The sequence below is a fragment of the Mycolicibacterium sp. MU0050 genome (genome assembly GCF_963378085.1).
Lineage (GTDB): Bacteria > Actinomycetota > Actinomycetes > Mycobacteriales > Mycobacteriaceae > Mycobacterium > Mycobacterium wendilense.
In genome coordinates this window covers 1,708,188-1,733,876 of record NZ_OY726395.1, presented here as the reverse complement: position 1 = coordinate 1,733,876, position 25,689 = coordinate 1,708,188, and the positions used below count along the sequence as shown (strand labels likewise).

General features: G+C 68.7%; 25 protein-coding genes and 1 pseudogene. 6 read left to right on the top strand and 20 right to left on the bottom strand.

All coding sequences use genetic code 11. The features are described 5' to 3' along the window. Positions 1 to 89: 89 nt before the first annotated feature. The 6 genes from R2K23_RS08310 to R2K23_RS08290 form a co-directional block, all read right to left on the bottom strand. Positions 90 to 1,178, bottom strand: coding sequence for a sulfate/molybdate ABC transporter ATP-binding protein (locus R2K23_RS08310; RefSeq protein ID WP_316515943.1), 1,089 nt, complete (start codon positions 1,176 to 1,178; stop codon positions 90 to 92). Positions 1,179 to 1,196: 18 nt separating this feature from the next. Further along, positions 1,197 to 2,015, bottom strand: coding sequence for a sulfate ABC transporter permease subunit CysW (cysW, locus tag R2K23_RS08305; RefSeq protein ID WP_316515941.1), 819 nt, complete (start codon positions 2,013 to 2,015; stop codon positions 1,197 to 1,199). After that, positions 2,012 to 2,872 carry a sulfate ABC transporter permease subunit CysT gene (gene cysT, locus R2K23_RS08300; RefSeq protein WP_316515940.1) on the bottom strand — a complete coding sequence of 287 codons (861 nt, stop codon included), beginning with the start codon at positions 2,870 to 2,872 and terminating at the stop codon, positions 2,012 to 2,014. The genes cysW and cysT overlap by 4 nt, the downstream gene beginning before the upstream one ends. Then, positions 2,869 to 3,891 (bottom strand): extracellular solute-binding protein, encoded by a 1,023-nt coding sequence (locus R2K23_RS08295; protein ID WP_316515937.1) that lies wholly within the window; start codon positions 3,889 to 3,891, stop codon positions 2,869 to 2,871. Before R2K23_RS08295 ends, cysT begins: the two co-directional genes overlap by 4 nt. Before the next feature lie 122 nt (positions 3,892 to 4,013). Beyond that, positions 4,014 to 4,106 carry an Ms4533A family Cys-rich leader peptide gene (locus R2K23_RS24865; RefSeq protein WP_396893268.1) on the bottom strand — a complete coding sequence of 31 codons (93 nt, stop codon included), beginning with the start codon at positions 4,104 to 4,106 and terminating at the stop codon, positions 4,014 to 4,016. A gap of 136 nt (positions 4,107 to 4,242) precedes the next feature. Continuing rightward, positions 4,243 to 4,458: a hypothetical protein gene (locus R2K23_RS08290; RefSeq protein WP_316515935.1), complete on the bottom strand. Its 216-nt coding sequence runs from the start codon at positions 4,456 to 4,458 to the stop codon at positions 4,243 to 4,245. Between the two features lie 104 nt (positions 4,459 to 4,562). Here R2K23_RS08290 and R2K23_RS08285 point away from each other — a divergent pair, with 104 nt between their 5' ends. Beyond that, a complete protein-coding gene (locus R2K23_RS08285) occupies positions 4,563 to 6,545 on the top strand; it encodes a glycoside hydrolase family 15 protein (protein ID WP_316515934.1) in 1,983 nt (660 codons plus the stop codon). Positions 6,546 to 6,557: 12 nt separating this feature from the next. Here R2K23_RS08285 and R2K23_RS08280 read toward each other — a convergent pair whose 3' ends face one another. The 3 genes from R2K23_RS08280 to R2K23_RS08270 all read right to left on the bottom strand — a co-directional run bounded on the left by R2K23_RS08280 (position 6,558) and on the right by R2K23_RS08270 (position 9,529). Beyond that, positions 6,558 to 7,214, bottom strand: coding sequence for a biliverdin-producing heme oxygenase (locus tag R2K23_RS08280; RefSeq protein WP_316515932.1), 657 nt, complete (start codon positions 7,212 to 7,214; stop codon positions 6,558 to 6,560). Between the two features lie 82 nt (positions 7,215 to 7,296). Then, a complete protein-coding gene (stf0, locus tag R2K23_RS08275) occupies positions 7,297 to 8,100 on the bottom strand; it encodes a trehalose 2-sulfotransferase (RefSeq protein ID WP_316515930.1) in 804 nt (267 codons plus the stop codon). A gap of 67 nt (positions 8,101 to 8,167) precedes the next feature. Then, positions 8,168 to 9,529 (bottom strand): sulfatase family protein, encoded by a 1,362-nt coding sequence (locus R2K23_RS08270; protein ID WP_316515929.1) that lies wholly within the window; start codon positions 9,527 to 9,529, stop codon positions 8,168 to 8,170. Positions 9,530 to 9,642: 113 nt separating this feature from the next. Here R2K23_RS08270 and cysK point away from each other — a divergent pair, with 113 nt between their 5' ends. Together cysK and epsC are read left to right on the top strand one after the other, a co-directional pair. Further along, positions 9,643 to 10,578: a cysteine synthase A gene (cysK, locus tag R2K23_RS08265; RefSeq protein WP_316515927.1), complete on the top strand. Its 936-nt coding sequence runs from the start codon at positions 9,643 to 9,645 to the stop codon at positions 10,576 to 10,578. Between the two features lie 5 nt (positions 10,579 to 10,583). After that, a complete protein-coding gene (epsC, locus tag R2K23_RS08260) occupies positions 10,584 to 11,168 on the top strand; it encodes a serine O-acetyltransferase EpsC (RefSeq protein ID WP_316515924.1) in 585 nt (194 codons plus the stop codon). Positions 11,169 to 11,227: 59 nt separating this feature from the next. On the opposite strand, the gene R2K23_RS08255 is transcribed toward epsC, so the two are convergent. Continuing rightward, on the bottom strand, positions 11,228 to 12,484 hold the full coding sequence (locus R2K23_RS08255; protein ID WP_316510746.1) for an IS30 family transposase: 1,257 nt from the start codon (positions 12,482 to 12,484) through the stop codon (positions 11,228 to 11,230). Between the two features lie 153 nt (positions 12,485 to 12,637). Then, positions 12,638 to 14,597, bottom strand: a pseudogene (lepA, locus tag R2K23_RS08250) (translation elongation factor 4). Between lepA and R2K23_RS08245 the strand changes: the two are divergent. After that, positions 14,596 to 15,195 (top strand): type II toxin-antitoxin system PemK/MazF family toxin, encoded by a 600-nt coding sequence (locus R2K23_RS08245; RefSeq protein WP_316515923.1) that lies wholly within the window; start codon positions 14,596 to 14,598, stop codon positions 15,193 to 15,195. The pseudogene lepA and the gene R2K23_RS08245 overlap by 2 nt on opposite strands. A gap of 12 nt (positions 15,196 to 15,207) precedes the next feature. Here the strand turns inward: R2K23_RS08245 and R2K23_RS08240 are convergent, their stop codons facing one another. Together R2K23_RS08240 and R2K23_RS08235 are read right to left on the bottom strand one after the other, a co-directional pair. Then, the gene (locus R2K23_RS08240) at positions 15,208 to 15,828 is read right to left on the bottom strand and encodes a GNAT family N-acetyltransferase (RefSeq protein WP_316515920.1); all 621 of its coding nucleotides are present in this window, start codon (positions 15,826 to 15,828) and stop codon (positions 15,208 to 15,210) included. Between the two features lie 32 nt (positions 15,829 to 15,860). After that, a complete protein-coding gene (locus tag R2K23_RS08235) occupies positions 15,861 to 16,292 on the bottom strand; it encodes a CBS domain-containing protein (RefSeq protein WP_316515918.1) in 432 nt (143 codons plus the stop codon). 132 nt (positions 16,293 to 16,424) lie between these two features. Between R2K23_RS08235 and R2K23_RS08230 the strand changes: the two genes are divergently transcribed. Next, positions 16,425 to 17,261, top strand: coding sequence for a ribonuclease Z (locus R2K23_RS08230; protein ID WP_316515916.1), 837 nt, complete (start codon positions 16,425 to 16,427; stop codon positions 17,259 to 17,261). Positions 17,262 to 17,263: 2 nt separating this feature from the next. Here the strand turns inward: R2K23_RS08230 and R2K23_RS08225 are convergent, their stop codons facing one another. The 3 genes from R2K23_RS08225 to R2K23_RS08215 are packed head-to-tail and all read right to left on the bottom strand — an operon-like array spanning position 17,264 to position 20,720. After that, positions 17,264 to 18,103, bottom strand: a complete 840-nt coding sequence (locus R2K23_RS08225) for a transglutaminase family protein (protein ID WP_316515915.1) — start codon at positions 18,101 to 18,103, stop codon at positions 17,264 to 17,266. 2 nt (positions 18,104 to 18,105) lie between these two features. Next, a complete protein-coding gene (locus tag R2K23_RS08220) occupies positions 18,106 to 19,080 on the bottom strand; it encodes an alpha-E domain-containing protein (protein WP_316515913.1) in 975 nt (324 codons plus the stop codon). Further along, complete coding sequence (locus R2K23_RS08215) at positions 19,080 to 20,720, bottom strand: circularly permuted type 2 ATP-grasp protein (protein ID WP_316517139.1); 1,641 nt, start codon at positions 20,718 to 20,720, stop codon at positions 19,080 to 19,082. The genes R2K23_RS08220 and R2K23_RS08215 overlap by 1 nt, the downstream gene beginning before the upstream one ends. A gap of 308 nt (positions 20,721 to 21,028) precedes the next feature. Here R2K23_RS08215 and rpsT point away from each other — a divergent pair, with 308 nt between their 5' ends. Then, positions 21,029 to 21,289: a 30S ribosomal protein S20 gene (gene rpsT, locus R2K23_RS08210; RefSeq protein WP_316515911.1), complete on the top strand. Its 261-nt coding sequence runs from the start codon at positions 21,029 to 21,031 to the stop codon at positions 21,287 to 21,289. 76 nt (positions 21,290 to 21,365) lie between these two features. Here rpsT and holA read toward each other — a convergent pair whose 3' ends face one another. From holA to R2K23_RS08190, 4 genes are all read right to left on the bottom strand, one after another. Further along, positions 21,366 to 22,355, bottom strand: coding sequence for a DNA polymerase III subunit delta (gene holA, locus R2K23_RS08205; protein WP_316515909.1), 990 nt, complete (start codon positions 22,353 to 22,355; stop codon positions 21,366 to 21,368). 43 nt (positions 22,356 to 22,398) lie between these two features. Next, positions 22,399 to 23,886 carry a ComEC/Rec2 family competence protein gene (locus R2K23_RS08200; RefSeq protein WP_316517138.1) on the bottom strand — a complete coding sequence of 496 codons (1,488 nt, stop codon included), beginning with the start codon at positions 23,884 to 23,886 and terminating at the stop codon, positions 22,399 to 22,401. A gap of 14 nt (positions 23,887 to 23,900) precedes the next feature. After that, positions 23,901 to 24,752 (bottom strand): ComEA family DNA-binding protein, encoded by an 852-nt coding sequence (locus tag R2K23_RS08195; protein WP_316515907.1) that lies wholly within the window; start codon positions 24,750 to 24,752, stop codon positions 23,901 to 23,903. Positions 24,753 to 24,851: 99 nt separating this feature from the next. Continuing rightward, positions 24,852 to 25,688 (bottom strand): DegV family protein, encoded by an 837-nt coding sequence (locus tag R2K23_RS08190; protein ID WP_316515905.1) that lies wholly within the window; start codon positions 25,686 to 25,688, stop codon positions 24,852 to 24,854. Between the last annotated feature and the right edge of the window lies 1 nt (position 25,689).

Sequence of the window (25,689 nt, the reverse complement as noted above, 5' to 3'; positions counted from 1 at the left end):
GCGGTGAGCGCGCAAACCACCCACGCTTTCCCGCGGTGAGCGCAGCCTCGATTTCACCCCACGGGGAGCCCGTCGCGAGCGGGCGCAAACTACGGTAAATCCGAGGAGTGTCGCTCGGGGACACGCACGCTCGCGGGGGAAGAGTTGGGCGAGGAGTTGGGCGCGGTGCTCTGCGGACCGCCGGCGATTGGCGGTACCCGGGTGGCCCGGACGTACACCGTGTCGCCGGCCTGGAGGCCCAACGCTTCCGCGTCGCCGCGGGTGATCTGCGCAGTGAACGGGGCGCCGTTGACCGCGCTGGTGAGTTCGACACGCACCTCGAAGCCGAGCGTGACCACTCGGTCGACGGTGGCCCGGGTGACGCCCGCGGCGGCCGCGGGGTCATCAGCGGCAATCGCCATGTCCGGGTTCAGCCCGACGCGAATATCATGCGGGCGCACCAGAATTCCGTTCAGCGCCGAGACGGTGCCCAAGAACGACATGACAAAGGCGTTGGCCGGCTCGTCGTAGACCTCCTTGGGCGACCCCACCTGCTCGATACGGCCCTTGTTGAGCACCGCGATCCGGTCGGCGACGTCGAGCGCCTCGGCCTGATCGTGGGTGACCAGCACCGTGGTGACGTGTACCTCGTCGTGCAGTCGCCGCAGCCAGGTCCGCAGATCGTCGCGCACCTTGGCGTCCAACGCGCCGAACGGCTCGTCGAGCAGCAACACCTCGGGGTCCACCGCCAGCGCGCGCGCCAGGGCCATGCGCTGCCGCTGCCCGCCGGAGAGCTGATTCGGGTAGCGGGTCTGGAACCCGGCCAGCCCGACGACCTCCAGCAGGTTGTCGACCCGCTCCTTGATCTCGGCCTTCGGCTTCTTGCGGATCTTGAGCCCGAACGCCACGTTGTCGCGCACCGACAAATGCTTGAACGCCGCGTAATGCTGGAACACGAACCCGATCCCGCGCTTCTGCGGGGGAATCCGGGTGACGTCGCGCCCGTTGATGGTGATGGTCCCGGTGTCGGGCTCGTCGAGACCCGCGATGGCGCGCAGCAGCGTCGACTTGCCCGAGCCGCTCGGGCCCAGCAGCGCGGTCAGTGAGCCGGTCGGTACCACGAAGTCGACATTGTCCAGGGCGGTGAAATCCCCGTAGCGCTTGTTTGCGCCCGCTACCGAAATGGCGTTCTCGGTCATCTGTCGAGGTCTCCTTGGTCAGTTCTCGGTCTTGATTCGGGAGCGCTGCGAATCGAAGAGGATCTGGGCGACGAGCACGATCAGCGCCACCGCCATCAACACGATCGAAATGGTGTAGGCGCCGTAGGGATTACCCAGGACGTACCGGTCGTGCACCAGCAGCGTCAGGGTCTGCGACTGGCCGGGCAGGTTCGACGACACCATCAGCACCGCACCGAACTCCCCGAGGGTGCGCGCCACGGTGAGAACCACGCCGTAGGTCAGCCCCCAGCGGATGGACGGCAACGTGATGCGCCAGAACGTCTGCCACCACCCCGCGCCAAGCATCGCCGCGGCTTCCTCTTGATCGGTGCCCACCTCGTGCAGCACCGGTTCCACCTCCCGGATCACGAACGGGATGGTGACGAACAGGCTGGCCAGCACGATGCCCGGGAAACCGAAGATGATCTTCAGGCCCAGATTGTTCTCCACAAAGCCGAACAGCCCGGCGCTGCCCCACAACACGATGAGGGCGACACCGATCACCACCGGCGACACCGCGAACGGCAGGTCGATGACGGCCTGCAGCGCGTTCTTGCCGCGGAACCGCCTGCGCGCCAACACAATGGCCGTCGGCACACCGAAGATGACGTTCAACGGCACCACGATCGCGACCACCAGCAGCGACAGCTGCAGGGCCGACTGCGCGGCCGGCGTGGTGATCGAGGCCCAGAATTCGCCCAACCCGGGCGCGAACGCGCGCCACAGGATAGCCCCCAGCGGGACCACCAGCAACGCGAAGATGTAGGCCGACGCGATCAGGCGCAGCGTCAGCCGGGCCGGCTTGGAGAGGATCATCCCGTCGTCGCCTCCCGCCGCGCGGCCCGGGCGCCGAGGTAGCGCAGGACGAACAGCACCACGAACGAGATGAGCAGCAGGACAATCGAGATCGCCGCGGCCCCTACCGGGTCGTCGTTCTCGATGAGCGTCCGGATCCACTGCGAGGAGACCTCGGTCTTGCCCGGGATCGCCCCGCCGATCAGCACGATCGAGCCGAATTCGCCGATGGCCCGCGAAAACGCCAGCCCGGCGCCGGAAAGCAATGCCGGGGCCAGCGCCGGCAGGATCACCCGGACGAAGATCGTCAGATTGTTGGCGCCCAGCGAGGCCGCCGCCTCCTCGACCTCGTGGTCCAACTCGAGCAGCACCGGCTGCACCGCGCGCACCACGAACGGCAACGTGACGAACGCCAGCGCCAGCCCCACACCCCAGGCGGTGTGCTGGATGTGGATCCCCGCCGGGCTACCGGGACCGTAGAGCGACAACAGCACCAGGCTGGCCACGATGGTCGGCAGCGCGAACGGCAGATCGATGATCGCGTCGACGGCGCGCTTGAGCGGGAAGTCGTCGCGCACCAGCACCCAGGCGATCAGCAACCCGAAGACCGCGTTGACCACGGTCACGATCACCGAGATGGTCAGCGTGACCCGGAACGACGCCAGCGCCGACGGCGTGGTGACCGCGGACCAGAACGCCTCCCAGCCGCCTTCCGCCGAGGTCCACACGATCGCCGCCAGCGGCAGCAGCACGATCAGCGACAGCCACAGCACCGCGACGCCGATCTGCAAGGACCCGCGGTCGCGACGTCCCGGCAACCGAAGACCCCGATTACCGGCGGGCTGCGCCGCCGGATCGGGTTCGACGAGAGTCGTCATCCAGTGGCCTTCTTGTAGATCTGGGTGATGGTGCCGTTGTCCTTGTCGAACAGCTTGGCGTCGACCTGGGCCCAGCCCCCGAGGTCCTCGATGGTCCACAACTTCTCCGGTGCGGGGAACTTCTCGGCGAACTCCGCGGCGACCGCGGGGTCCACGGGACGGAAACCGGCCTCGGCCCACAGCCGCTGCGCCTCGGGGGTGAACTGAAAGTTGACGAACTGGGTGGCCTTCTCCAGGTGCTTGCTGGTGTTGACGACGGCCACCGGGTTCTCGATCTTGAACGTCTGCGCAGGGTTGACGTACTCGAGGTCGAAGTTCAGCGCCTCGTTCTCGTAGGCCAGCAGCACATCACCGGTGCCCTGATGGAACACGTCGGTGGCCTCCCGGCCGGAGCCGGGACGCAACTTGACGTGCTGGGTGACCAGTTCCTCGACGAAGGCGATCCCGGCCTCGTGGTCCTGGCCGCCATTGCTCTTCACCGCGTAGGGCGCCAGCAGGTTCCACTTGGCGGCACCGGAACTGAGCGGGCTCGGGGTGATGACCTCGATGTCGTCGCGCAGCAGGTCGTCCCAGGTGCGGATGTTCTTCGGGTTGCCCTCGCGCACCGCGAAGGTCACCAGCGAACCGAACGGCAGCCCCTTGTGGACGCTGCTGTTCCAGTCCTCGTCGACCAGGCCGGCCTGCACCAGCCGGGTGATGTCGGGCTCGACGGAAAAGTTCACCAGGTCGGCGGGTTTACCGGACTCCACGCCGCGGGACTGATCGCCGGAGGCGCCATAGGAGGCCGTCACCGCCACACCTTCGCCCTCGGGGGTGGCCGCGAACGCCGGACCCACCTTCGACCAGCCCGGCTCCGGGACCGCGAACGCCACCAGGGTGAGGGTGGTGTCCGCGTCCGTCGCCGGTCCCTCACCGACGACGTCGCTGGCGCCACCGCCACAGGCGGCGACCAACGTGGTCGTCAGAGCCAGCGCGGTGAGCGTGCGCAGGCGCTTGGTCGAGGTGATGACATTGCGCATTGATGGCCTTTCCTCAAAACGGACTCTAGGGAAAAAGATTCCCGTCCAAACGGAAAGGCAAGGGATCAGTACTCGACTGGACGCAGCGCGCACCGACGCCAGACCGTTGACGGGCTGGTTGATCAGCGACAACAGCAGACATCGGCGACAGCGGAGAAACCCACGGCAATGAGGGCCAGGATATGGCCGCCCTTGTTGCCGGTCGCTGCGCGCATGGCGGGAAGCGTAACAGAATCCCACCGGATTGCCCGGTGAGGCATCATCCGCCTCAGCGCGTCAACAACCACATCACCACGACGAACACCAGCAACGCCACCAGCGCCAAGGTCACCCGTGATCGCGGCATAGGTCTCACTCCCCATCCCCGTCGGCTCGTTGACCGCCGCGAACGGCGGTGGTGATGCGGTTGCTCACCCGGATGGTGTTGCCGAGCACGGCGTCGAGCAGCAGGGCGCTGCCGTAGGCCAACGCGAGCACCACCGGCATCACCACCAGCGTCTGCAGCACGAAGTCCAGGCCGGACAGCCACAGCTCCACGCCGTCCCACCAACTCAGAAACCCGTCCATCGACCACCACCCTACGAGCACCGGCCGGCGACGGGCGCCCTGCCCGCCGCCGCGCGACCCGCGGCGAGTGGACGCCGACAGCGTCGAGAGCCGATGATGTGCCAATGGCAATTGACACCGGGACCAACCAGACCCCGCCCTTCACTGCCACCGCGCCCGTCCCGTACGCGCCCACCGGCCCGCTGCGCAACACGTTTCCGCCGATCGCCGACTACGGGTTCCTGTCGGACTGCGAGAACACCTGCCTGATCAGCTCGGCCGGCTCGGTGGAATGGCTGTGCGTGCCGCGCCCGGACTCCCCCAGCGTGTTCGGCGCCATCCTGGACCGCGGCGCCGGCCATTTCCGGCTCGGCCCCTACGGCGTATCGGTGCCATCGGCGCGGCGGTACCTGCCGGGCAGTCTGATCCTCGAGACCACCTGGCAAACCCACACCGGCTGGCTGATCGTGCGCGAGGCGCTGGTGATGGGTCCCTGGCACGACGTGGAATCCCGCTCCCGCACCCACCGTCGCACCCCGATGGACTGGGACGCCGAACACATCCTGCTGCGCACGGTGCGCTGCGTGTCCGGCACCGTCGAGTTGGTGATGAACTGCGAGCCCTCGTTCGACTACCACCGCATCCCGGCCACCTGGGAGTACTCCGCGGCGGCCTACGGCGAGGCGATCGCCCGCGCCAGCCGCGACCCCGACGCCCACCCGACGCTGCGACTGACCACCAACCTGCGGCTGGGCCTGGAGGGCCATCAGGCCCGGGCACGCACCCGGCTGACCGAGGGCGACAACGTGTTCGTCGCGCTGAGTTGGTCCAAACACCCGGCGCCGCAGACCTTCGAGGAAGCCGCCGAGAAGATGTGGAAGACCAGCGAGGCCTGGCGGCAGTGGATCAACATCGGCGACTTCCCCGACCATCCGTGGCGGGCCTACCTGCAGCGCAGCGCGCTGACGCTGAAGGGCCTGACCTACTCCCCCACCGGCGCCCTGCTGGCCGCGAGCACCACGTCGCTGCCGGAAACGCCGCAGGGAGAACGCAATTGGGACTACCGCTACGCCTGGGTGCGGGACTCGACGTTCGCGCTGTGGGGCCTGTACACGCTGGGCCTGGACCGCGAGGCCGACGACTTCTTCGCGTTCATCGCCGACGTCTCCGGCGCCAACAACGGCGAACGGCATCCGCTGCAGGTGATGTACGGGGTCGGCGGGGAACGCAGCCTCGTCGAGGACGAACTGCACCACCTGTCCGGTTACGACAACGCACGGCCCGTGCGGATCGGCAACGGCGCCTACAACCAGATGCAGCACGACATCTGGGGCACCATGCTGGACTCGGTGTATCTGCACACCAAGTCCCGCGAGCAGATCCCCGAAACGCTGTGGCCGGTCCTCAAGCAACAGGTCGAGGAGGCCATCAAGCATTGGCGCCAACCCGACCGCGGCATCTGGGAGGTGCGCGGCGAACCGCAGCACTTCACCTCCAGCAAGATCATGTGCTGGGTGGCGCTGGACCGCGGTTCCAAGCTGGCCGAACTGCAGGGTGAGAAGAGCTACGCGCAGCAGTGGCGCGCCATCGCCGAGGAGATCAAGGACGACGTGCTACGTCACGGGGTCGACGAGCGCGGCGTGCTCACCCAGCGGTACGGCCACCCGGCTCTGGACGCCTCGCTGCTGCTGGCGGTGTTGACCCGGTTCCTTCCGCCGGACGACCCGCGGATCCGCGCCACCGTGATGGCCATCGCCGAGGAACTGACCCACGACGGCCTGGTCCTCCGGTACCGGGTGGAGGAGACCGACGACGGGCTGACGGGCGAGGAGGGGACGTTCACCATCTGCTCGTTCTGGCTGGTGTCGGCCCTGGTCGAGATCGGCGAGATCCACCGCGCCCGGCACCTGTGCGAGCGACTGCTGTCCTTCGCCAGCCCGCTACACCTCTACGCCGAGGAGATCGAGCCGCGCACCGGACGCCACCTGGGCAACTTCCCGCAGGCGTTCACGCACCTGGCGCTGATCAACGCCGTGGTGCACGTCATCCGCGCCGAGGAGGAAGCCGACAGCTCCGGGGTGTTCGTACCCGCCAACGCGCCGATGTGAGCCGGACCCGCGTCAGCGCAGGTACGCCTCGAGGCGCCGGCCGAGTTCGTCGAACACCGCCTGGTTCAGCCCGAACGCGACCTTGACCTCGTCGACCACCCGTGCCTTGTCCGCGGCGCTGAGGTCGAGTTCGTCGAGGCGGGCGCGGTAGGCGTCCTTGTACGGCTTGGGCTTGGCGATCTCCGCAAAGGTGTAGAACGCCACGCCGGCGTCGTCCAGATCGAAGCTGCGCGCCACGACGCGGCCGATGGTCCGCCCGCCCGACAGGTCGCCGAGGTAGCGGGTGTAGTGGTGGGCGAGCAGATCGCCGCCCCAGTCGCGGCTGCGGAGCCGGGCCGCGTACTCGGCGGCCGCGGGACTGTCGGTGTCGTACGGGGCGCCCGGCGCCCAGTGGTCCAGGTCGGCTTCCAGCGCGGCCCGCCGTTCCACCGCCGGGTCGTACACCGCCGCCACCGCGGGGTCGGTGCGCCGGGCCCGCACCGCGTCCTCGAGCGCGGCGTACACCGTGTGCAGCCGTTGCAGATACGCCGTGTAGCCGGCCGCATTGATCCGGCCCGCCAGCAACTGCACGGTGAAATCGGATGTCTCGGCGGCCTCGTGCTCGGCCGCCGAACCCTCCCGGATGGCCGTGGACAACTGCTGGTCGGCTACTGCGGCGGCGTTCGACATCGGCGCTCCCTCGACGGTGGGATCTCAGGTCACGTCCCCCACCCTAGGCAGGACGGAACATTTCCGGCGGCGTCCGGCGCGGTTACAGCGGCAACCCCAGCCGCTGCGCATCGGCGCGGTAGCGCTCCACCCATTCGTCGGAGCGGTGGTCGGCCTGGCGCTCCAGCACCGGCGCCGGCGCCAGTCGCGGGTCCTCGCCGAGCGCCTCGAGCACCGTGCCGACCGTCTGGGCCAGGTTGCGCCACAGCACCGGATACGGCACGTCGATGGGGTGCACGTCCTCCTCGACGAACCACTTGCGCCAGCCCTCCTCCTGCTCACGCAGCATCCGGACCACATGCGCGATGGCCCCGGCGTGATACTCGGCGCGTGCGTCGCGTCCCGGGTCGGGCCGACCCCGCCAGACCCTGGTCTGCACCGCCCGCCAGAACGAAACCGCTTGGGACACCACGTCGGGCCGGTAGACGTGCACCAGCACCGGGTCGCTGCCGACGACATCCCGGATGGCGGCCAGCAGGCCCTCCCCCGAGCGCTGCGGCAGATTCTTGGCCCGCGCCAACAGCAGCGGGGTCTGGTTCCACATCAGCTTGCCACCCCAGATGCCGTTGGGCGTGCGGCCGACGGTGCGGATGTAGTCCCGCCAGATCTCGGCGGCGGCCAGATCCGGCGTGCCCTCGATGAGCGGGTCGAGCAACCGCAGGATCGACGGGTCGTCGACGTCGGCGAACCATTCCCGCGGCTGTGGGGACATGCTGGTGTGCGGCAGGTACTGGAAGAACTCCTGTGGTTCGCCGGCGACACCGGTGGCTCTCAAGGACTCGACCAGCAGGGTGCTCCCACTGCGCTGGGACGCCAGAACGAGGTACGCCGTCGGTTTCTCGGACATTCGCGAGAGCCTAATAGCAATCTTCGCAGGCGGCTCGGCACGGGAATTACCTTCAACGGGAAGATAACTATTGTTCCGGCGCGGGACTTATGCCGCGCTCTATGGCGACAGCCGATCGGCTGGGATAGGGAATACCCTGGATGTGCGCGTAGGTGCGGGTATAGCGATCGGATATCCGGGTGCCGGCGAACTCGGACGGGATGACGTCATCGGTCTTCTCCCGCCACGCGTTGAGCCGCACCGCCAGGTCGTGGGCGACGGCCTCGACCTCTTCGCTATCTGAGCTGGTCAGGAGGTTGTTCAGCTCCCGCGGGTCGACCCGCAGATCGTAGAGTTCACGCGCCGGCCGCGGGGCATCGATCTGCCCCGCCAGCGCTCGCCCCGGAGCGCTGTCCTCGATGTCCCAGGGCAGATCCAGCATGGGCCGCGACGCGTAGTTCTCGATGTAGCTGTAATCCTTGGTCCGAATGGCGCGAATCGGGTCGAAAGAATCGTGATAGGTCTTGGTCGTGTACACCGCCGACCGCGCACCTTGACCATTCTCCAGCAAATTCGCGGCGTGCGAAACCCCTTGGACCTCAGCCGGCACCTCGACCCCGAGCAGATCCAGCAGCGTGGGCAGCAGATCCACCCCGCTGAAGAGCTCGTCGTAGGTCCCGGGGGCCAACCCGCGGGAGCGCGGTGGCCGCGCGATCAGCGCTATCCCGGTGCCCGCGTCGTAGAGCGTGGACTTGGCCCGCGGCAACGCCGGACCGTGGTCGGTGACGAAGACCACCCAAGTGCTCGCGTCGAGTCCGGTATCGGCCAGGGTATCGAGCAGCTGCCCCACCGCCGCGTCGGCGACGGTGATCGAGCCGTAAAAATCAGCGAGATCCTGACGTACCTCAGGGGTGTCCGGGAGGTACTCGGGCACCCGCACCGCGGCTGGGTCGGCGGGCTCGTACCGGTCGTGCGGATACGGGCGGTGGGTCTCGAAGAATCCCGCCGTCAACAAAAACGGCGTCGACGGGGCCCGGCGCAGCCACGCGGTCGCCTGCTCGACGACGTATTCGCAGTATGAATTGGACACGTCGAACTCGTCGAACCCGAGCCGGGACGGGAAACTCGTCTCGTGCTGCATACCGAAAAGAGCGGTATACCAACCGGATTCGGACAGCACCGCGGGTAGCGTGCGCACACCGTCGCGGTACTCCCACCCGTGGTGGGCCAGCCCGATCAGGCCGTTGCTCTGCGGGTAACGGCCGGTGAACAACGACCCCCGCGACGGCGAACACAGCGGTGCGGTGGCGTGGGCCCGGGTGAACAACAGCCCTTCCGCGGCCAGCCGGTCCAGACAGGGGCTCTGCACGTCGGAATTACCGTAAATCCCCAGATAGCGGCCCAGATCGTGCCAGTGTACGAGCAGAATATTCTCGCGGGCGGTCACCATCCCAGCTTGCCTGATCGTCGCTGCACGCGCGCTGATGGGCTGCGTTGCCGACAGGTTCACCGGCACCCGCTAGTCTCGATCTGACGAATCTGAGCTGCATCAGAAGGGCGGTCATGAGCACTATCTACAACGACGTCAGTGAACTGGTCGGGCGCACGCCGCTCGTCCGGCTCAACCGCCTCACCGAGGGCCTCGGTGCACAGGTGTTGGCCAAGCTGGAGTTCTACAACCCGGCCAACAGCGTCAAGGACCGCATCGCGGTGGCGATCATCGACGCCGCCGAAGCCGCCGGCGCCCTGCGACCGGGCGGCACCATCGTCGAGGCCACCAGCGGCAACACCGGCATCGCGCTGGCCATGGTCGGCGCCGCCCGCGGCTACCGGGTCATCCTGACCATGCCGGACACCATGTCCACCGAACGTCGGGTGCTGCTACGCGCCTTCGGCGCCGAGATCGTGCTGACCCCCGGGTCCGAGGGCATGGCCGGCGCGGTGGCCCGCGCCAAGCAGATCATCTCCGAGACCGAGAACGCGGTGGCCGCAGACCAATTCGCCAATCCGGCCAACCCGGAGATCCACGAACGCACCACCGCCGAGGAGGTGTGGGCGGACACCGACGGCGCCGTCGACATCTTCGTGGCCGGGATCGGCACCGGCGGGACGCTGACCGGCGTCGGCCGGGTGCTCAAGGCTCGCAAGCCCGAGGTGAAGATCGTCGGGGTGGAACCGCTGGACTCCCCGATCCTCAATGGCGGCGACCCCGGCCCGCACAAGATCCAGGGCATCGGCGCCAACTTCATCCCCGAGGTGCTCGACCGCGGCGTCTACGACGAGATCATCGACGCCGCCTTCGACGACGCGATTGCCACTGCCCGCGCGCTCGGCACCGAGGAGGGCATCCTGGGCGGCATCTCGGCCGGTGCAAACGTCTGGGCCGCACTGGAATTGGCCAAACGCCCGGAGAACGCCGGTAAGCAGATCGTGGTGATCATCCCCGACTTCGGCGAGCGCTACGTCTCCACGGCGTTGTTCGAGCACGTTCGGGACTGAGGACCATGGCGCTGTTGGCCACGCTGCGGGAAGACCTGCAGAACGCCCGCGCACACGACCCGGCGGCGCGCGGAGACGTGGAGAACGCGCTGGTGTACTCGGGCTTGCACGCGATCTGGGCGCACCGGGTGGCGCACCGGATGTGGGCGCGCCCGGCGTTGCGCGGGCCGGCCCGGATCCTGATGCAGGCGGTGCGCGCGTTCACCGGCATCGAGATCCACCCCGGCGCCACCATCGGCCGACGCTTCTTCATCGACCACGGCATGGGCGTGGTGATCGGTGAGACCGCCGAGATCGGCGATGACGTGATGCTCTACCACGGGGTGACCCTCGGCGGGCGCACCCTCCAGCAGGTCAAGCGTCATCCCACCGTCGGCAACCGGGTCACCATCGGCGCCGGCGCCAAGGTGCTGGGGCCGCTGACGATCGGCGACGACAGCGCGATCGGCGCCAACGCCGTCGTCACCCGCGACGTGCCGGCCGAGTCGATCGCGACCGGCATTCCGGCGGTGGTGCGACATCGCGGTGCCAAGGAACGCGAAGAGGCCGTCGATCCCACCAGTTACATCGACCCGGCGATGTACATCTGAGGCTTCTCCCCGCCCCCTGTGCGCGAGCGCTCATCCTGGTACGCAAATCCGCGGCGGTTTCAAGCGGTGGATGCAACAGCGGGCGATTTGAACGGGTTCGACAGTAATTCGTCGAGGGCTTCGGCGGGGGTTTTCCAGCGCAGGGTTTTCCGTGGCCGGTTGTTGAGTTTGGCCGCGACGTAGTCGAGGTAGTCAGCGGGAAAGACCGACAAGTCAGTACTTTTGGCAAAGTACTGGCGTAGCAGACCATTGGTGTTTTCGTTGGTGCCGCGCTGCCAGGGCGAGTGCGGATCGCAGAAGTAGATGTCCAGCTCCGCGGCGGTCGCGATGGCGGCGTGGTTGGCCATTTCGTGGCCTCGGTCCCAGGTCAGAGTCTTGCGCAGGATCGTCGGGAGCTGGGCCATTTTGGTTACGATCGCTTCCTGGACGGCTTCTGCGGTATGCCGGTCGGGCAGGTGCAGCAGCATAGTGAAACGAGTGGTGCGTTCTACCACCGTCCCGATTGCCGACGCCGATGCGACGCTGCCCAGGATCAGATCTCCCTCCCAGTGTCCGGGGACAGCCCGGTCTTCGACCTCCGGCGGCCGCTCGCTGATACTGACGATGTCCCGCAGTTTCCCGCGGCGCTCATCGGGGCGGCGCTGAGGCTTACGCAACGCCCGTCCGGTCCGCAGACAGGTATGCAACTCGCGGCGCAAATTCCCCTTGCCCTGAACATAAATCGCCTGATAGATGGTCTCGTGGGACACCCGCATCTCCGGATCGTCAGGGAAGTCGATCTGCAGCCGTCGAGCGATCTGCTCAGGACTGTGCTGATCATCTTCCAACCGAGTCTGCACCTCAGCATGTAAACGCCGGTTGGTCGCCAGCTTGCCCGGCTTGGCTCGGCGAGCCCGACGCTGACTACGTGCATGAGCGCTGCTGGCACGATAGCGCGGACATTGCTCGTGACCGCCATGCCACCTCGCCCCGAACTGGTATCGGCTGCGGTAACGGTTGCGGCCAGGCTTGCTGTTGTTCTTGATTTCACGCGAGATCGTCGATGGTGCCCGCTTGAGTCGACGCGCGATGCTGCACATCGATTCCCCTGCAGCGATGCCTAACGCGATCTCCTCACGTTCTTCGAAGCTCAACCGAGGCTTTTTCCGAGGCCCGTCATCACGCGGAGGTGGTTTCACACCTCCAACATCAGCAAACCAGCGATAACCAGTGTGCCCCGACACGCCGACAGCCTTGCCGGCATCTCGCGGCGAGAGCCCATCACGAATTAGTTCCCAAAACCGGCTTTCCACACGCGCTAACTCCGGCAGCCCCATCTGAACCCCTCAGCTAGAGGCTGTTGCATCCACCCCTTGAACCCAGGCGCAGAATTTTGTACAACAGTGGCCGCTCGCGGCGGTGGGCTGTACCCAGCAGAGCGCTCGCCGCGGTGAGGCGTTCACAGCTGAGCGCTTGCGGCGAAGACAGCTCTACTTCTTGGCGGCCTTGTCGCCCGCGGACTCGGTGGACAGCGCGGCCACGAAGGCCTCCTGCGGAACGTCGACGCGACCGATGGTCTTCATCCGCTTCTTGCCCTCCTTCTGCTTCTCCAGCAGCTTGCGCTTACGGCTGATGTCGCCGCCGTAACACTTGGACAGCACGTCCTTGCGGATGGCCCGAATGTTCTCGCGGGCAATGATTTTCGAGCCGATCGCGGCCTGCACCGGGACCTCGAACTGCTGCCGCGGAATGAGCTCTTTGAGCTTGGTGGTCATCTTGTTGCCGTAGGCAAAGGCCGAATCCTTATGCACGATCGCGCTGAAGGCGTCGACCGTTTCCCCCTGCAGCAGGATGTCCACCTTGACCAGCTGGGCCTCCTGCTCGCCGGCCTCCTCGTAGTCCAGGCTGGCGTACCCGCGGGTGCGTGACTTCAACGCGTCGAAGAAGTCGAAGATGATCTCCCCCAACGGCATTGTGTAACGCAGTTCGACGCGCTCGGGCGACAGATAGTCCATGCCGCCGAGTTCCCCGCGCCGCGACTGGCACAGTTCCATGATGGAGCCGATGAATTCGCTGGGCGCGATGATCGTGGTCTTGACCACCGGTTCGTAGACCGCGGAGATCTTGCCCTCGGGCCAGTCCGACGGGTTGGTGACGATCATCTCGGCCCCGTCGTCCTTCTGCACCCGGTAGACGACGTTGGGCGAGGTCGAGATCAGATCGAGGTTGAACTCACGTTCCAGGCGCTCGCGGGTGATCTCCATGTGCAACAGACCGAGGAACCCGCACCGGAACCCGAACCCCAACGCCACCGACGTCTCCGGCTCCCACGTCAACGCGGCGTCGTTGAGCTGCAGTTTCTCCAGGGCCTCGCGCAGATTCGGATAGTCCGACCCGTCGACCGGGTACAGCCCGGAATAGACCATGGGCTTGGGCTCGCGGTAGCCGGTCAGCGCCTCGGTCGCACCCTGGCGCGCGGTGGTGACGGTGTCGCCGACCTTCGACTGCCGAACGTCCTTGACGCCGGTGATCAGGTAGCCCACCTCGCCGACCCCGAGGCCGTCGCTGGCCTTCGGTTCGGGCGAGACGATGCCGACCTCGAGCAGTTCGTGGGTGGCGCCGGTGGACATCATCGCGATGCGCTCGCGCGGGGTGATCTTGCCGTCGACCACGCGCACGTAGGTGACCACGCCGCGGTAGATGTCGTAGACCGAGTCGAAGATCATCGCCCGGGCGGGAGCATCGGCGTTGCCCTGCGGGGGCGGCACCTTGCGCACCACCTCGTCGATCAGCTCCGGCACGCCCACCCCGGTCTTGCCCGAGACCCGCAGCACCTCCTCGGGCTCGCAGCCGATGATGTGCGCGATCTCGCCGGCGTAGCGGTCCGGGTCCGCGGCGGGCAGGTCGATCTTGTTGAGCACCGGGATGATGGTCAGGTCGCGGTCCAGCGCCAGATACAGGTTGGCCAGCGTCTGCGCCTCGATGCCCTGCGCGGCGTCGACCAGCAGCACGGCGCCCTCGCAGGCCTCCAGTGCGCGCGACACCTCGTAGGTGAAGTCCACGTGGCCGGGGGTGTCGATCAGGTGCAACACGAAATCTTCGCCGTCGACCTGCCAGGGCAGGCGCACGTTCTGCGCCTTGATGGTGATCCCACGTTCGCGCTCGATGTCCATCCGGTCCAGGTACTGGGCACGCATCGAACGGTCGTCGACCACCCCGGTGAGCTGCAGCATCCGGTCGGCCAGGGTGGACTTCCCGTGGTCGATGTGGGCGATGATGCAGAAATTTCGAATCTGCGCCGGCGCAGTGAACGTCTTGTCGGCGAAGGTGCTGATGGAAATCTCCTGGTGGGTCGGCCTGTTTGGCGCGATGGGACGTCTCCAGAGTAGCCAGCGACCGACGTCGGGTCACAATCGAGCTTGCCCGGAAGCGCTTATGCTTGGCAGCTATGGCGTCGCAATGGAGGCCGCTGCAGCAGGTATTGAAGGTCACCGAGCATCTGGTGTTCAACGAGGCACCCAAGTTGATCCGCAATCTGCAGAACCCGCAGGGCATGCAACGCACCATCCAGCAGGGGCTGAAGATCGGTGTCGACGCGCTCGTCGGCGCATCGGCCGAGCCGCCGGCGGCGATCACCGCGGGGCGGCCCGTCACCCACACCGTGGTGCCGACCGCGCACCGCGCGCGCCGGATTTCCTATGCCCCCGACCTCGACGGCCAGGCCGATCCGGGCGAGATCGTCTGGACCTGGGTGGTCTACGAGGACGACCCCAGCCGCGGCAAGGACCGGCCCGTGCTGGTGGTTGGCCGCGATCGCTCGGTGCTGCTGGGGCTCATGCTGTCCAGCCAGGCGCACCACGCCGACGACCGACACTGGGTGGGGATCGGTTCGGGTCCCTGGGACGGCGAGGGCCGCCCGAGCTGGGTCCGGCTGGACCGGGTGCTCGACGTGCCCGAGGAGGGCATCCGGCGCGAGGGCGCCATCCTGGACCGCGCGAAGTTCGACCTGGTCGCGACGCGGTTACGGGCCGAGTACTCCTGGAGCTGACCGCTTTTCGGGTCAGCGCGGCTCGCGCCACATCTGCCACATCACCGGACCGCCGTCGGGCAGCTGGATCTCGCCGGTGACCTCGAACCCGAAACGCTGGTAGTACGGGACATTGACGGGATTGCTGGACTCCAGATACGACGGCGCGAACTCGGCGTCGCAGCGGTCCAGGCGCGAGGCCATGAGCGCGTGGCCGTACCCACCGCCGCGGAAGGTGGGGTCGCTGCCGATCACCCCCAGATACCAGTGCGGCTGCTCGGGGTGGTGCTTCTTCATCAACTCGCCGACCTGCTGGCCGCGCTTGACGTGCAGGCCCATCGCACCGAGGAACCCGGCGATCATGCGCAGGTCCTGCCACGGTGTCGTCTGCCAGCGGCCGGGCGGGGACCACAGCGCAGCCGCTGCGATGTGCACCCCGTCGGAGGCGACCTCGACGCCGCCGTGCCCCAGGAACTGGTGCCGAGTCATCGTCGCGAACATCTTGGGCAGGGCCTTTGCGCGCCGGCCGGCCTGCGGGAACATCCACGTCATCACCGGGTCGTCGAAGAACGCGCGGCCCAGCGTCCGTCCGAGTTCGCGGATGTCGGCCTTGCGGGCGGGCGCAACCTCCGGGGTGGCGTCGGGATAAAGCATCCGACCAGCCTGACACGGCAGAGCCCCAGAAGTCAGCCCTGGGTGATGTAGGCCTGCAAGAGTTCCTGCTCGGACTCGAGTTCCTCGAGGCGGGTCTTGACCACGTCGCCGATGCTCACGATGCCCGCCAGCCGACCCTCGACCAGCACCGGGATGTGGCGCACCCGGTTTGTGGTCATCATCTCGGAGAGCTCGTCGACCGAGGAATCCAAGCCGCAGGTGGCCACCGCCGGCGTCATGATCTGGGCCACCGACAGGTCGAGAATGGACGGTCCCTGCTCGTACAACCGGCGCACCACGTCGCGTTCGGAGACCATCCCGGCGATCACCCCCGCCGACCCGACGACCACCATGGCGCCGATGTTCGCCTCGGCCAGTCCAGCCAACAACTCCCGCACCGTCGCTTCCGGTCGCACCGTGGCGACATCGGCCCCCTTGCTTCTCAGGACATCGGCGATCCGCATCGCAACCTCCGCAGCTGTGATCCAGTTCACACCAGCCTAGGCGGGATTCTGCGGCAGCGAAAGGAAACGGGCCAAGCGATCGTTTTGCGCGATCCCCCACCCGGGCCGCCGGGGTTGTGAGATACCCGAGAGATGGCGATCGAAGTCACCCTGCTGGGCACCGGCAGTCCCATCCCCGATCCGAACCGCGCCGGCCCGGCCACTCTGGTCCGTACCGGCGGGCAGACGCTGCTGGTCGATTGCGGGCGCGGCGTCCTGCAACGGGCCGCGGCCCTCGGCGTGGGCGCCAACGCGCTGGACGCCCTGCTGCTCACCCACCTGCACAGCGATCACATCACGGACCTGGGCGACGTGATCATCACCCGCTGGGTCACCACCTTCGACGCGCGCCCGGCGCCGCTGCCGATCATCGGCCCGCCCGGCACCGCCGACGTGGTGCGGGCGACGCTGCAGGCCTTCGGATTCGACATCGGCTATCGGATCGCCCACCACGACGACCTGAACGAACCGCCGCCACTGGAGGTGCAGGAGTTCACCGACGGGCCGGTGTGGGAGCGCGGCGCGGTGCGCATCACCGCCGCCCCCACCGATCACCGACCGGTGGAACCCACGCTGGGATTCCGGGTGGAATGCGAGGGCACCGCGGTGGTGTTGGCCGGCGACACGGTGCCGTGCGCCAGCCTGGACCGCCTGAGCTCCGGCGCGGATGCCCTGGTGCACACGGTGATTCGCGACGATCTGGTCCAGCGGATGCCCCTGCAGCGGTTCAAGGACATCTGCGATTACCACTCGTCGGTGCAGCAGGCGGCGGCCACCGCCACCCGTGCCGGCGTGGGCACCCTGATCCTCACGCACTACGTCCCGGCGATCACCCCCGGCGAGGAGGACCAGTGGCGGCAGCTGGCCGCCGAGGAGTTCGACGGCCGCGTCGAGCTCGGGGACGACCTGCACCGGGTCCGGATCGGCTGAGGTCAGGCCAACCGGGTGATCTCGACCATGACGTCGAGGTCGGTGGAGCCCTCCCCCGAGTAGATGCCCTTCAACGGCGTCACGTCCGAGTAGTCCCGGCCCACACCGACGCTGATGTACTGCTCGTTGATGCCGGTGTCGTTGGTCGGGTCGTAATACCACCACTCCCCGGTCCAGGCCTGGATCCAGGCGTGGCTCTGTCCCTCGACGGTATCGCCGACGGCGGCGTCGCCGTGCGGGTGCAGATACCCCGAGACGTAGCGCGACGGAATCCCCATCCCCCGCAACAGAATCAGCGTCAGGTGCGCGAAGTCCTGGCACACGCCCTTGCCTTCCCGCAGCGCGTCCAGCCCCGAGGAATGAACACCGGTGGTGCCCGCGACGTAGGTCAGTTCGCCCTGCACCCAGCGCGCCGCCTCGATGACCGCCTGTTGCGGATCGTTGTCCTTGGCGATGCGACGACCGACGCGTTCGATGCGCTTGCTGGCCGGGGTGTAGTGGCTGGGACTCAACATCTCGTCGAAGCGATCCGCCACGGCCTCGGAAGCCAGGTCGTCCCAACTGACCGACAGTTCCGGGTCCTCGGGCTTGTCCGTTTCGACCACCGAGGACGCGGTGACCTCGAGTTCGGTGTGCGGCGCATGCAGATCGAACGCCGTCACGGCGGTGCCCCAGTAGTCGACGTAGCGGTAGGACCGGGTGGCCGGCACCGTCTCGACCCGGTTGAGGATGACGTTCTGCCGCTGATCCGATCGCGGTGTCAGCCGGGCTTCGTTGAACGATGCGGTGACCGCCGACTTGTAGGCATATCCCGTCGCGTGCACCACGCGCAGCCGCCACATCGCTAGATCTCCCCTTCTTCGATCACCAACGCGTCGTGACCGGCATCGGTCCAGGCCACCCACGGCGCGGAGTGGAAGTACTGCAACGCCAACGCCTCACCGACCTCGAAACACGTCCGTTGCAGGTCGTCGAGCCCGGTCTCCAGCGAATCCAGCAGCACGCCGGGCCGCAGGAACTCCAGCTCGCTGCGCGCCCGCCCCAACAGCCGTTGCGCCTCGTCGGTGGCGCCGACCCGATTGTGTTTGCGGTGTCGCAGGCCCTCGATGCTCTGCTCGGCCATCCGCAGCGAATAGAACACCGACCGCGGGAACAGCCGATCCAACAACAGGAATTCGACCACCCGCCGGGCGTCCAGCACGCCGCGGTAGGTACGCAGATAGGCGTCGTGGGCGCCGGCCGAGCGCAGCACGGTCACCCAGGCCGGCGAGGACGCGGATTCGCCGACGCGCGACTGCAGCATGCGCACCGTCATGTCGACGCGCTCGATGGCCCTGCCGAGCACCATGAACCGGTATCCGTCGTCGCGGGACAGTGTCGAGTCCGCCAAACCGTCGAACATCGCCGCGCGACTCTCGACGTAGGCGAGGAACTCGTGCGGACCGAGCCGACGGGCAGCGCGTTCCCGCTCGGGAAGCGCGTTGTAGGTGGTGTTGAGGCACTCCCACATTTCCGCGGACGTGACTTCCCTTGCGCCGCGGGCATTTTCCCTGGCCGCGGTGATCGCGTCGACAATCGAGGAGCCACCGCCGGCGCCACGGGAGAACGCGACCAGATCGGTCAGCGACCACACATCCAGCGGCTTGTCGGGCGGGTCGATGCCCAGCACCCGCAGCAGCACCCGGGACGTGTGGTCGGGGTCGACGCTGGAGTCTTCGAGCAGCTGGTGGATCACCACGTCGAGGATGCGCGCGGTGTCGTCGGCCCGCTCCACATAGCGGCCGATCCAGTACAGCGATTCGGCGTTGCGGGCCAACATCAGTGGCTCACCGCCTGCTGTTGTTGTTGCTGTTGTTGTTGCTGTTGCTGTTGCTGTTGTTGTTGCTGTTGCTGTTGCTGGCGATCGCCCCCGACCACGCCCGCCTGCTGTTGCTGCTGATGTTGTTCGCCGGCCTTGCCGTTCTTCGACGGCCGGTCGGTGGATTTCGGCGCCCGGTCCCCGGCCGGCGGCGTGGCCTCCCCGGGCAGGGTCCGCACGACCTCGGCGGCCGCCAGTTCGCGGTCGGCCGAGGAGCTCCGCGACGCCAGCACCCAGGTGTCCTTGGAACCCCCGCCCTGGCTGGAGTTGACCACCAGCGATCCCTCCGGCAGCGCGACCCGCGTCAGCCCGCCCGGCAGCACCCAGACCTCGTCGCCGTCGTTGACCGCGAACGGCCGCAGGTCGACGTGGCGCGGCGCCAGGCTGTGATCGATCTGGGTGGGCACCGTGGAGAGCTGCACGACGGGCTGGGCGATCCAGCCGCGCGGGTCGGATTCGACCTTACGGCGGATGGTCGCGAGTTCCTTCTCCGACGCCTCGGGCCCGAACACGATGCCGTACCCGCCCGAGCCCTCCACCGGTTTGATGACCAATTCCGCGATCCGGTCGAGCACCTCCTCGCGCTCGTCGTCGAGCCAACAGCGGAAGGTGTCGACGTTGGCCAGCAGCGGCTTCTCCCCCAGGTAGTAGTCGATGATGGTGGGGACGTAGGTGTAGACGAGCTTGTCGTCGCCCACCCCGTTGCCCACCGCCGAGGAGATCACCACATTGCCGGCGCGGGCGGCGTTGACGATGCCGGCCACGCCCAGCACCGAATCCGGCCGAAAGTGCATGGGGTCGAGGAACTCGTCGTCGATGCGTCGGTAGATGACGTCGACCCGGCGCTCCCCCTCCGTGGTCCGCATGTAGACGGTGTTGTCCCGGCAGAACAGATCACGGCCCTCGACCAACTCCACGCCCATCTGCCGGGCGAGCAGCGAATGCTCGAAGTACGCGGAGTTGTAGACACCCGGCGTCAACACCACGACGGTGGGGTCGGCCACGTTGGTGGGCGCGGCCTTACGCAACGCCCGCAGCAGGTAGGAGGCGTAGTCGCCGACCGCCCGCACCCGGTTGGTGGCGAACAGGTTGGGGAAGACGCGCGCCATGGTGCGGCGGTTCTCCATGACGTAGGACACCCCCGACGGCGAGCGCAGGTTGTCCTCGAGCACCCGGAAGGTGCCCTGCTCGTCGCGGATCAGGTCGATGCCGGCGACGTGGATCCGCACCCCGTTGGGCGGCACGATGCCCGCGGCCTCGCGATGGAAGTGGTCACAGGAGGTCACCAGCCGCCGCGGGATGACCCCGTCGCGCAGGATCTCCTGATCGCCGTAGATGTCGTCGAGATACATCTCCAGCGCCGTGACCCGCTGCTTGATGCCGCGCTCCAGCCGCGTCCACTCGCCCGCCGAGATCACCCGGGGCACCAGGTCCAGCGGGAACGGGCGCTCCTCGCCGTAGAGCGAGAAGGTGATGCCCTGGTCGGTGAAGGCGCGGCCCAGGGCCTCGGAGCGCGCCGCCAACTCCGAGGCGTCCGACGGGGCCAGTTCCTTGTAGATGCCCTTGTAGGGCCCCCGGACAGCGCCGTGGGCGTCGAACATCTCGTCAAACGCATCGGCGTAGGAACCGCGTTCGTGGTAGCCGTCGAAAATCGGTGCGGATTTCTTGGCGGCCCGTGAACTCGACGTCCTCCGTTTGCTCGGGCCGGGCACAGTGCGAACGCTCATCGTTCCCATGCTGCACCACGTGTGTTGTTTCGGCAGGCCAGCTGAACAATCGAGGTTGCACGGCGGTCACGCTTTGGGGGTTGCCCGGCTGAACTGGTAGCCTGGTCAATCGCTGCCCGGTGGCGGGCACCAGGAGACTTCTCCCGAACACACCCAGCTTGAGAATCAGAAGGAACTGACGCGTGGCCAACATCAAGTCGCAGGAAAAGCGCAACCGCACCAACGAGCGCGCCCGTCTGCGCAACCAGTCGGTGAAGTCGTCGCTTCGCACGGCTGTCCGCGGGTTCCGCGAGGCCGTCGAGGCCGGCGACAAGGAGAAGGCCGCCGAGCTGCTGGTGTCGACCAACCGGCACCTGGACAAGGCCGCCAGCAAGGGTGTCATCCACAAGAACCAGGCCGCCAACAAGAAGTCGGCGCTGACCCTGGCGTTCAACAAGCTCTGATCTCGTACGACGCGCGCTGAGCTCATCGAGTTCAGCTGCTCCGTGCGTTGCGTCCCGGCGTTGCTCGTTCGGACGCTCAGTTGTTCCGGGCCAGTTCGGCCACCTTCCGCACCGCCGCCTCGAGCGCGTAATCCGCGTCGGCGGCCGCTCCCTTGACGTCGGCGTTCAGCGCCGCGACCAGCTGCAGCGCGCTGGCAACCCGGTCCCGGGACCAACGCCGCGCCTGCTTCTGCGCCTTCTGGATGCGCCACGGCGGCATCCCCAGCTCCCCGGCCAGGCGGTAGGGATCTCCCGACAGCGGCGCCACCCGCGCGACGGTGTGCACGGCCTCGGCCAGCGCGTCGGCCAGGACCACCCGCGGCTCACCGGCCAGCATCGCCCAGCGCAGCGCCTCGGCCGCGCCCTCGACGTCGCCGACGATCGCCTTGTCGGCGATATCGAACCCCTTCACCTCGGCCTTGCCGCTGTGGTAGCGGCGCACCGCCGCGGGGTCCACCTGGCCGTCGGTGTCGGCGACCAGTTGGGAGCACGCCGACGCCAACTCCCGGATGTCGGACCCCACCGCGTCCAGCAGCGCGGTCACCGTCTCGTCGCCGACCTTGACCTTCAGCGCCCGGAACTCGGCGCGCACGAAGTCGGCCCGTTCGCCGGCCTTGGTGATCTTGGCGCAGGGATGCACCCGCGCACCCAGGTCGCGCAGCCGGGTGGCCAGCGCCTTGGCCCGGCCACCGCCGGAATGCACCACCACCAGCTCGGTGCCCGACGGCAGATCGGCCGCCGCCGCCGCGATCAACTCGACGGCGTCCTTGCCGGCCTCGCCGGCGGCCTCCAGGACGACGATGCGCTCGTCGGCGAACAGCGACGGGCTCAGCAGTTCCGCGAGTTCGCTGGTGCTGACGTCGCCGGCGCGCAGCCGGTTGATCGGGACGTCGCCGATCTCGAGGGTCCCGCCGCCCTGCGTGCCGGACCGTGCGCGGGCCTCCCGAGCGATCGTGGCGATGGCGCGGTCGACGAGCAGTTCTTCATCGCCGAGGACGAGATGAAGGCCGGGAACCTGTGCACTCACGCGACGATGGTGCCACACGTCGGCGACGGCCCCGGACCGCCGCTCACAGCAGCGCCGAAAGCCCCCAGCCGAACGCCACGAGGCCCACCGTTCCGAGCGCGATCCGGGCCCGGCGCCGTCCCCAACCGAGGACCACCGCGACCGTCGCCGCCGCCAACACCAGCACCCCGACGGCGCCCGAGGGCACCGGTACCGCGGCGTGCGGCACCGCCGAAGTCCAGCGCGCCACCTGCAGCAGCCACCACAACTCCGGTCCGGTGAACCGGATCAGCAGCCGTGCGGCGGCCGGCCAGACCATGCCCACTGCGGCGGCCGCGGTGCCGAGCAGCGTGATGGGCGCGATCACCACCGTCACCAGCAGGTTGGCCAGCACCGCGACCAGGCTCAGCATCCCGGAGATCCCGGCCACCAGCGGCGCGGTGACCAGTTGCGCGGCCACCGCGATGGCCACGGCGTCGGCGACCGGTTTGGGCCAGCCGCGCCCGACCAGCCGCAGCGACCAGCGCGGTGCCAGCACGATGAGCGCGGCCGTGGCCGCCACCGACAGGGCGAATCCGACGTCGACTGCCAGCTGCGGGGCCACGACCAGCAACACCAGCACCGTACCGGCCAGCGCCGGGATGGCCTGCCGACGCCGGGCGGTCACCAGGGCGAGCAGCGCGATGGCCCCCATCACTGCGGCCCGCAGCACGCTGGCGGTCGGCTGCACCACCACCACGAAGGCCACCAGGGCGAGGCCGGCGAGCGCGACCGCGATCCGCGGGCCCAGAAAACCGGCGGCCAGCAGGACCGCGCCGCACACGATGGTGACGTTGGCGCCCGAAACGGCCGTGAGATGGGTGAGCCCGGCGATCCGGAACTGCCGGGTGGCGGTCGGCGGCACCGCACTGGTGTCCCCGAGTACCAGCGCGGGCAGCATCGCGGCCTGCTCGGCGGGCAGGACCTCGCGGGCCCGCTCGGCCAGCCGCGACCGGACGATGGCCGCGGCGCGGTGGATCGCCGAGGGCTGCCCGAGCGTGGGTTCCCCGGTGGCGTTGAGCGCCGCGACCGTCAGGTCCCGCCGGGTCGGCTTGCTCACCCGGGCGCGAAACCGCAGCGGCTGTCCGGCGCTGACCGTCTGGTAGTGCTGCGCGGGAGCGAAAACCACCACCCGGCCCCGGGTTCCGATGTCGTCGAGCTGGCGCAGATTCGCCCGGATCAGCACCCGGCCGCTACCGATCGTCAGCGGTGACTCCGCGGCCACCACCGTGACGGTGGCCGCGGTCCCGTACCGGTCGACGGCGGGGTGGCTGCGAAGACTGCTGGCGCGCAGTCCGATTGCCACCCCGAAGCCCACCCCCACCAGCGCGGCGGTGACCACGACCGCACCGGCCACGCGGGCCGTCTCGCGCTCGGGTGCGACACGACCGCGCAGCCCCGCGGCCACCGCCGCGATCACCAGGCACAGCACCGCCGAGGCCGCGCCGACATTCCAGTAGGTGCCCGCGGCGGTGATCGTCCAGGCCACCGTTGCCGCCGGAACCAGGCGCAGATCGGGACGGTCATTCACACCCGAACCTGGTCGCGCAGCCGCTGCAGTCGCGCGGGCCCGATGCCGTCGACCTCACCGAGCTGATCGACGCTGGCGAAGGCGCCGTTGCGGTCCCGCCACGCCACGATCGCGGCCGCGGTCACCGGCCCGATGCCCGGCAGCGCCTCGAGCTGAGCGGCCGTCGCGGTGTTGAGGTCCAGGGGCCCGCCCGGCTCCTCGACGGCACCCGGCGCCGCGGACCCGCCCGGCGGCGCCGCACCCGGTGGGCCGCCGCCGCTGATCGAACTGCCCAACGCCGGGGGTGCGCCCGGGGCCGCCGACAGGCCCACCACCACCTGCTCTCCGTCGTTGAGGTGGCGTGCCATGTTCAGCCCGACGGTGTCGGCGCCGGTCAGCGGTCCGCCCGCAGCGGTCAGGGCATCGGCGACCCGGGCCCCGGGGGTCATCGTGACGAGCCCGGGTTGTTGTACGAGGCCGACGACGCTGACCACCACCGGCCGCTCCGACGACGGTGCGGCGCTGGCACTGGGCTCGGCGCCGGTCGACGCCGCCATTTCCACCGGCGGCAGGTTGGCGGACACCACCGGGGCCGGGTCGTCGCGGATCAGCGTGAATATCGTCACCAGCACCGCCAGGGCCGCCACGCCGACCAGCGCGAACCCGCCGGCGCGGCCGGGGTCGGCCCGCGCCGCGGTCAGCCAGCCGCGCAGCGTGCCGTCCCGCGAGACCTCGGCATCCGGCAGCCAGCGCGGCAGCAGATCGCGGGGATCGCCGTCGTCGGGGTCGTCGACGCCCGGTTCGGGGGTCGGCTCGCGGTCGACATCGTCGAGGCGGCGCAGTCGATCGGCGGGTGAGTCGCTAGCCATGTCGCGAACGCTAGGGATCCGCCGCGACGCTGCGCGCCGCCGATCGGCACGGCGGGCCCGACCTGGGGACCGAGGCGCGGCTGTGGATAACCTCCGGCGTCAGTCGGCCGTCGGGACGTCGGCGACGACGGCGACCGCCCCGGCGCCCACGTGCAGCGCCAATACCGGGCCGAGTTCGCTGACCGAGGCCGGCGGACACGACGGGAGCCGTTCGGCCAGGGCCGCGGCGACCTCGCCCGCGCCGCCCGGATTGGCGACGTGGTGCACCGCCAGCGCGGCCGACCGCGAGCCGACCACCTCGCAGACCCGGTCGATCATGGTCGCCACCGCCTTGCTCGGCGTGCGCACCCGTTGCGCCAGCACCAGTTTGCCGTCGTCGATGCGCAGCAGCGGCTTCAGCGACAGCGCGGTGCCCAACCAGGCGGCCGCGCCGCCGATGCGCCCGCTGCGGCGCAGGTTGTCCAGCCGGTGCACCACGATGTAGCCGTGGCCACGCCCGATCGCCGAAATCGCCTGGGCTGCCACGGTTTCCCGATCGGCACCGGCAGCGGCCGCGCGGGCCGCGGCGATCGCGACGAAACCGGTACCCATCGCCGTCGAGCGGGAATCGACCACCGTCACCTCGGGGCCCAGTTCGGCCGCCGCCTGCTGAGCCGCCCCGAACGTGCCAGACAGCGCGGCGGACAGGTGCACCGCCACCACGCCGGCGCCCGCACTGTCGGCCAGGGCCTGCCGGTAGGCGGTGCGCAGTTCCTCCGGGCTGGCACCGGCCGTGCTGGCCTGCCGCTCGTGGATGTCCGGCGGTACCTCGTCGACACCGTCGCGCAGGTCCACCCCGTCGAGCAGGATGTGCAGCGGGACCACTCGGATGTCGTGCGCGGCGACCACTTCCGCGGGTAGCCGGGCGGCGGAGTCGGTGACCACGATGACCGGCACC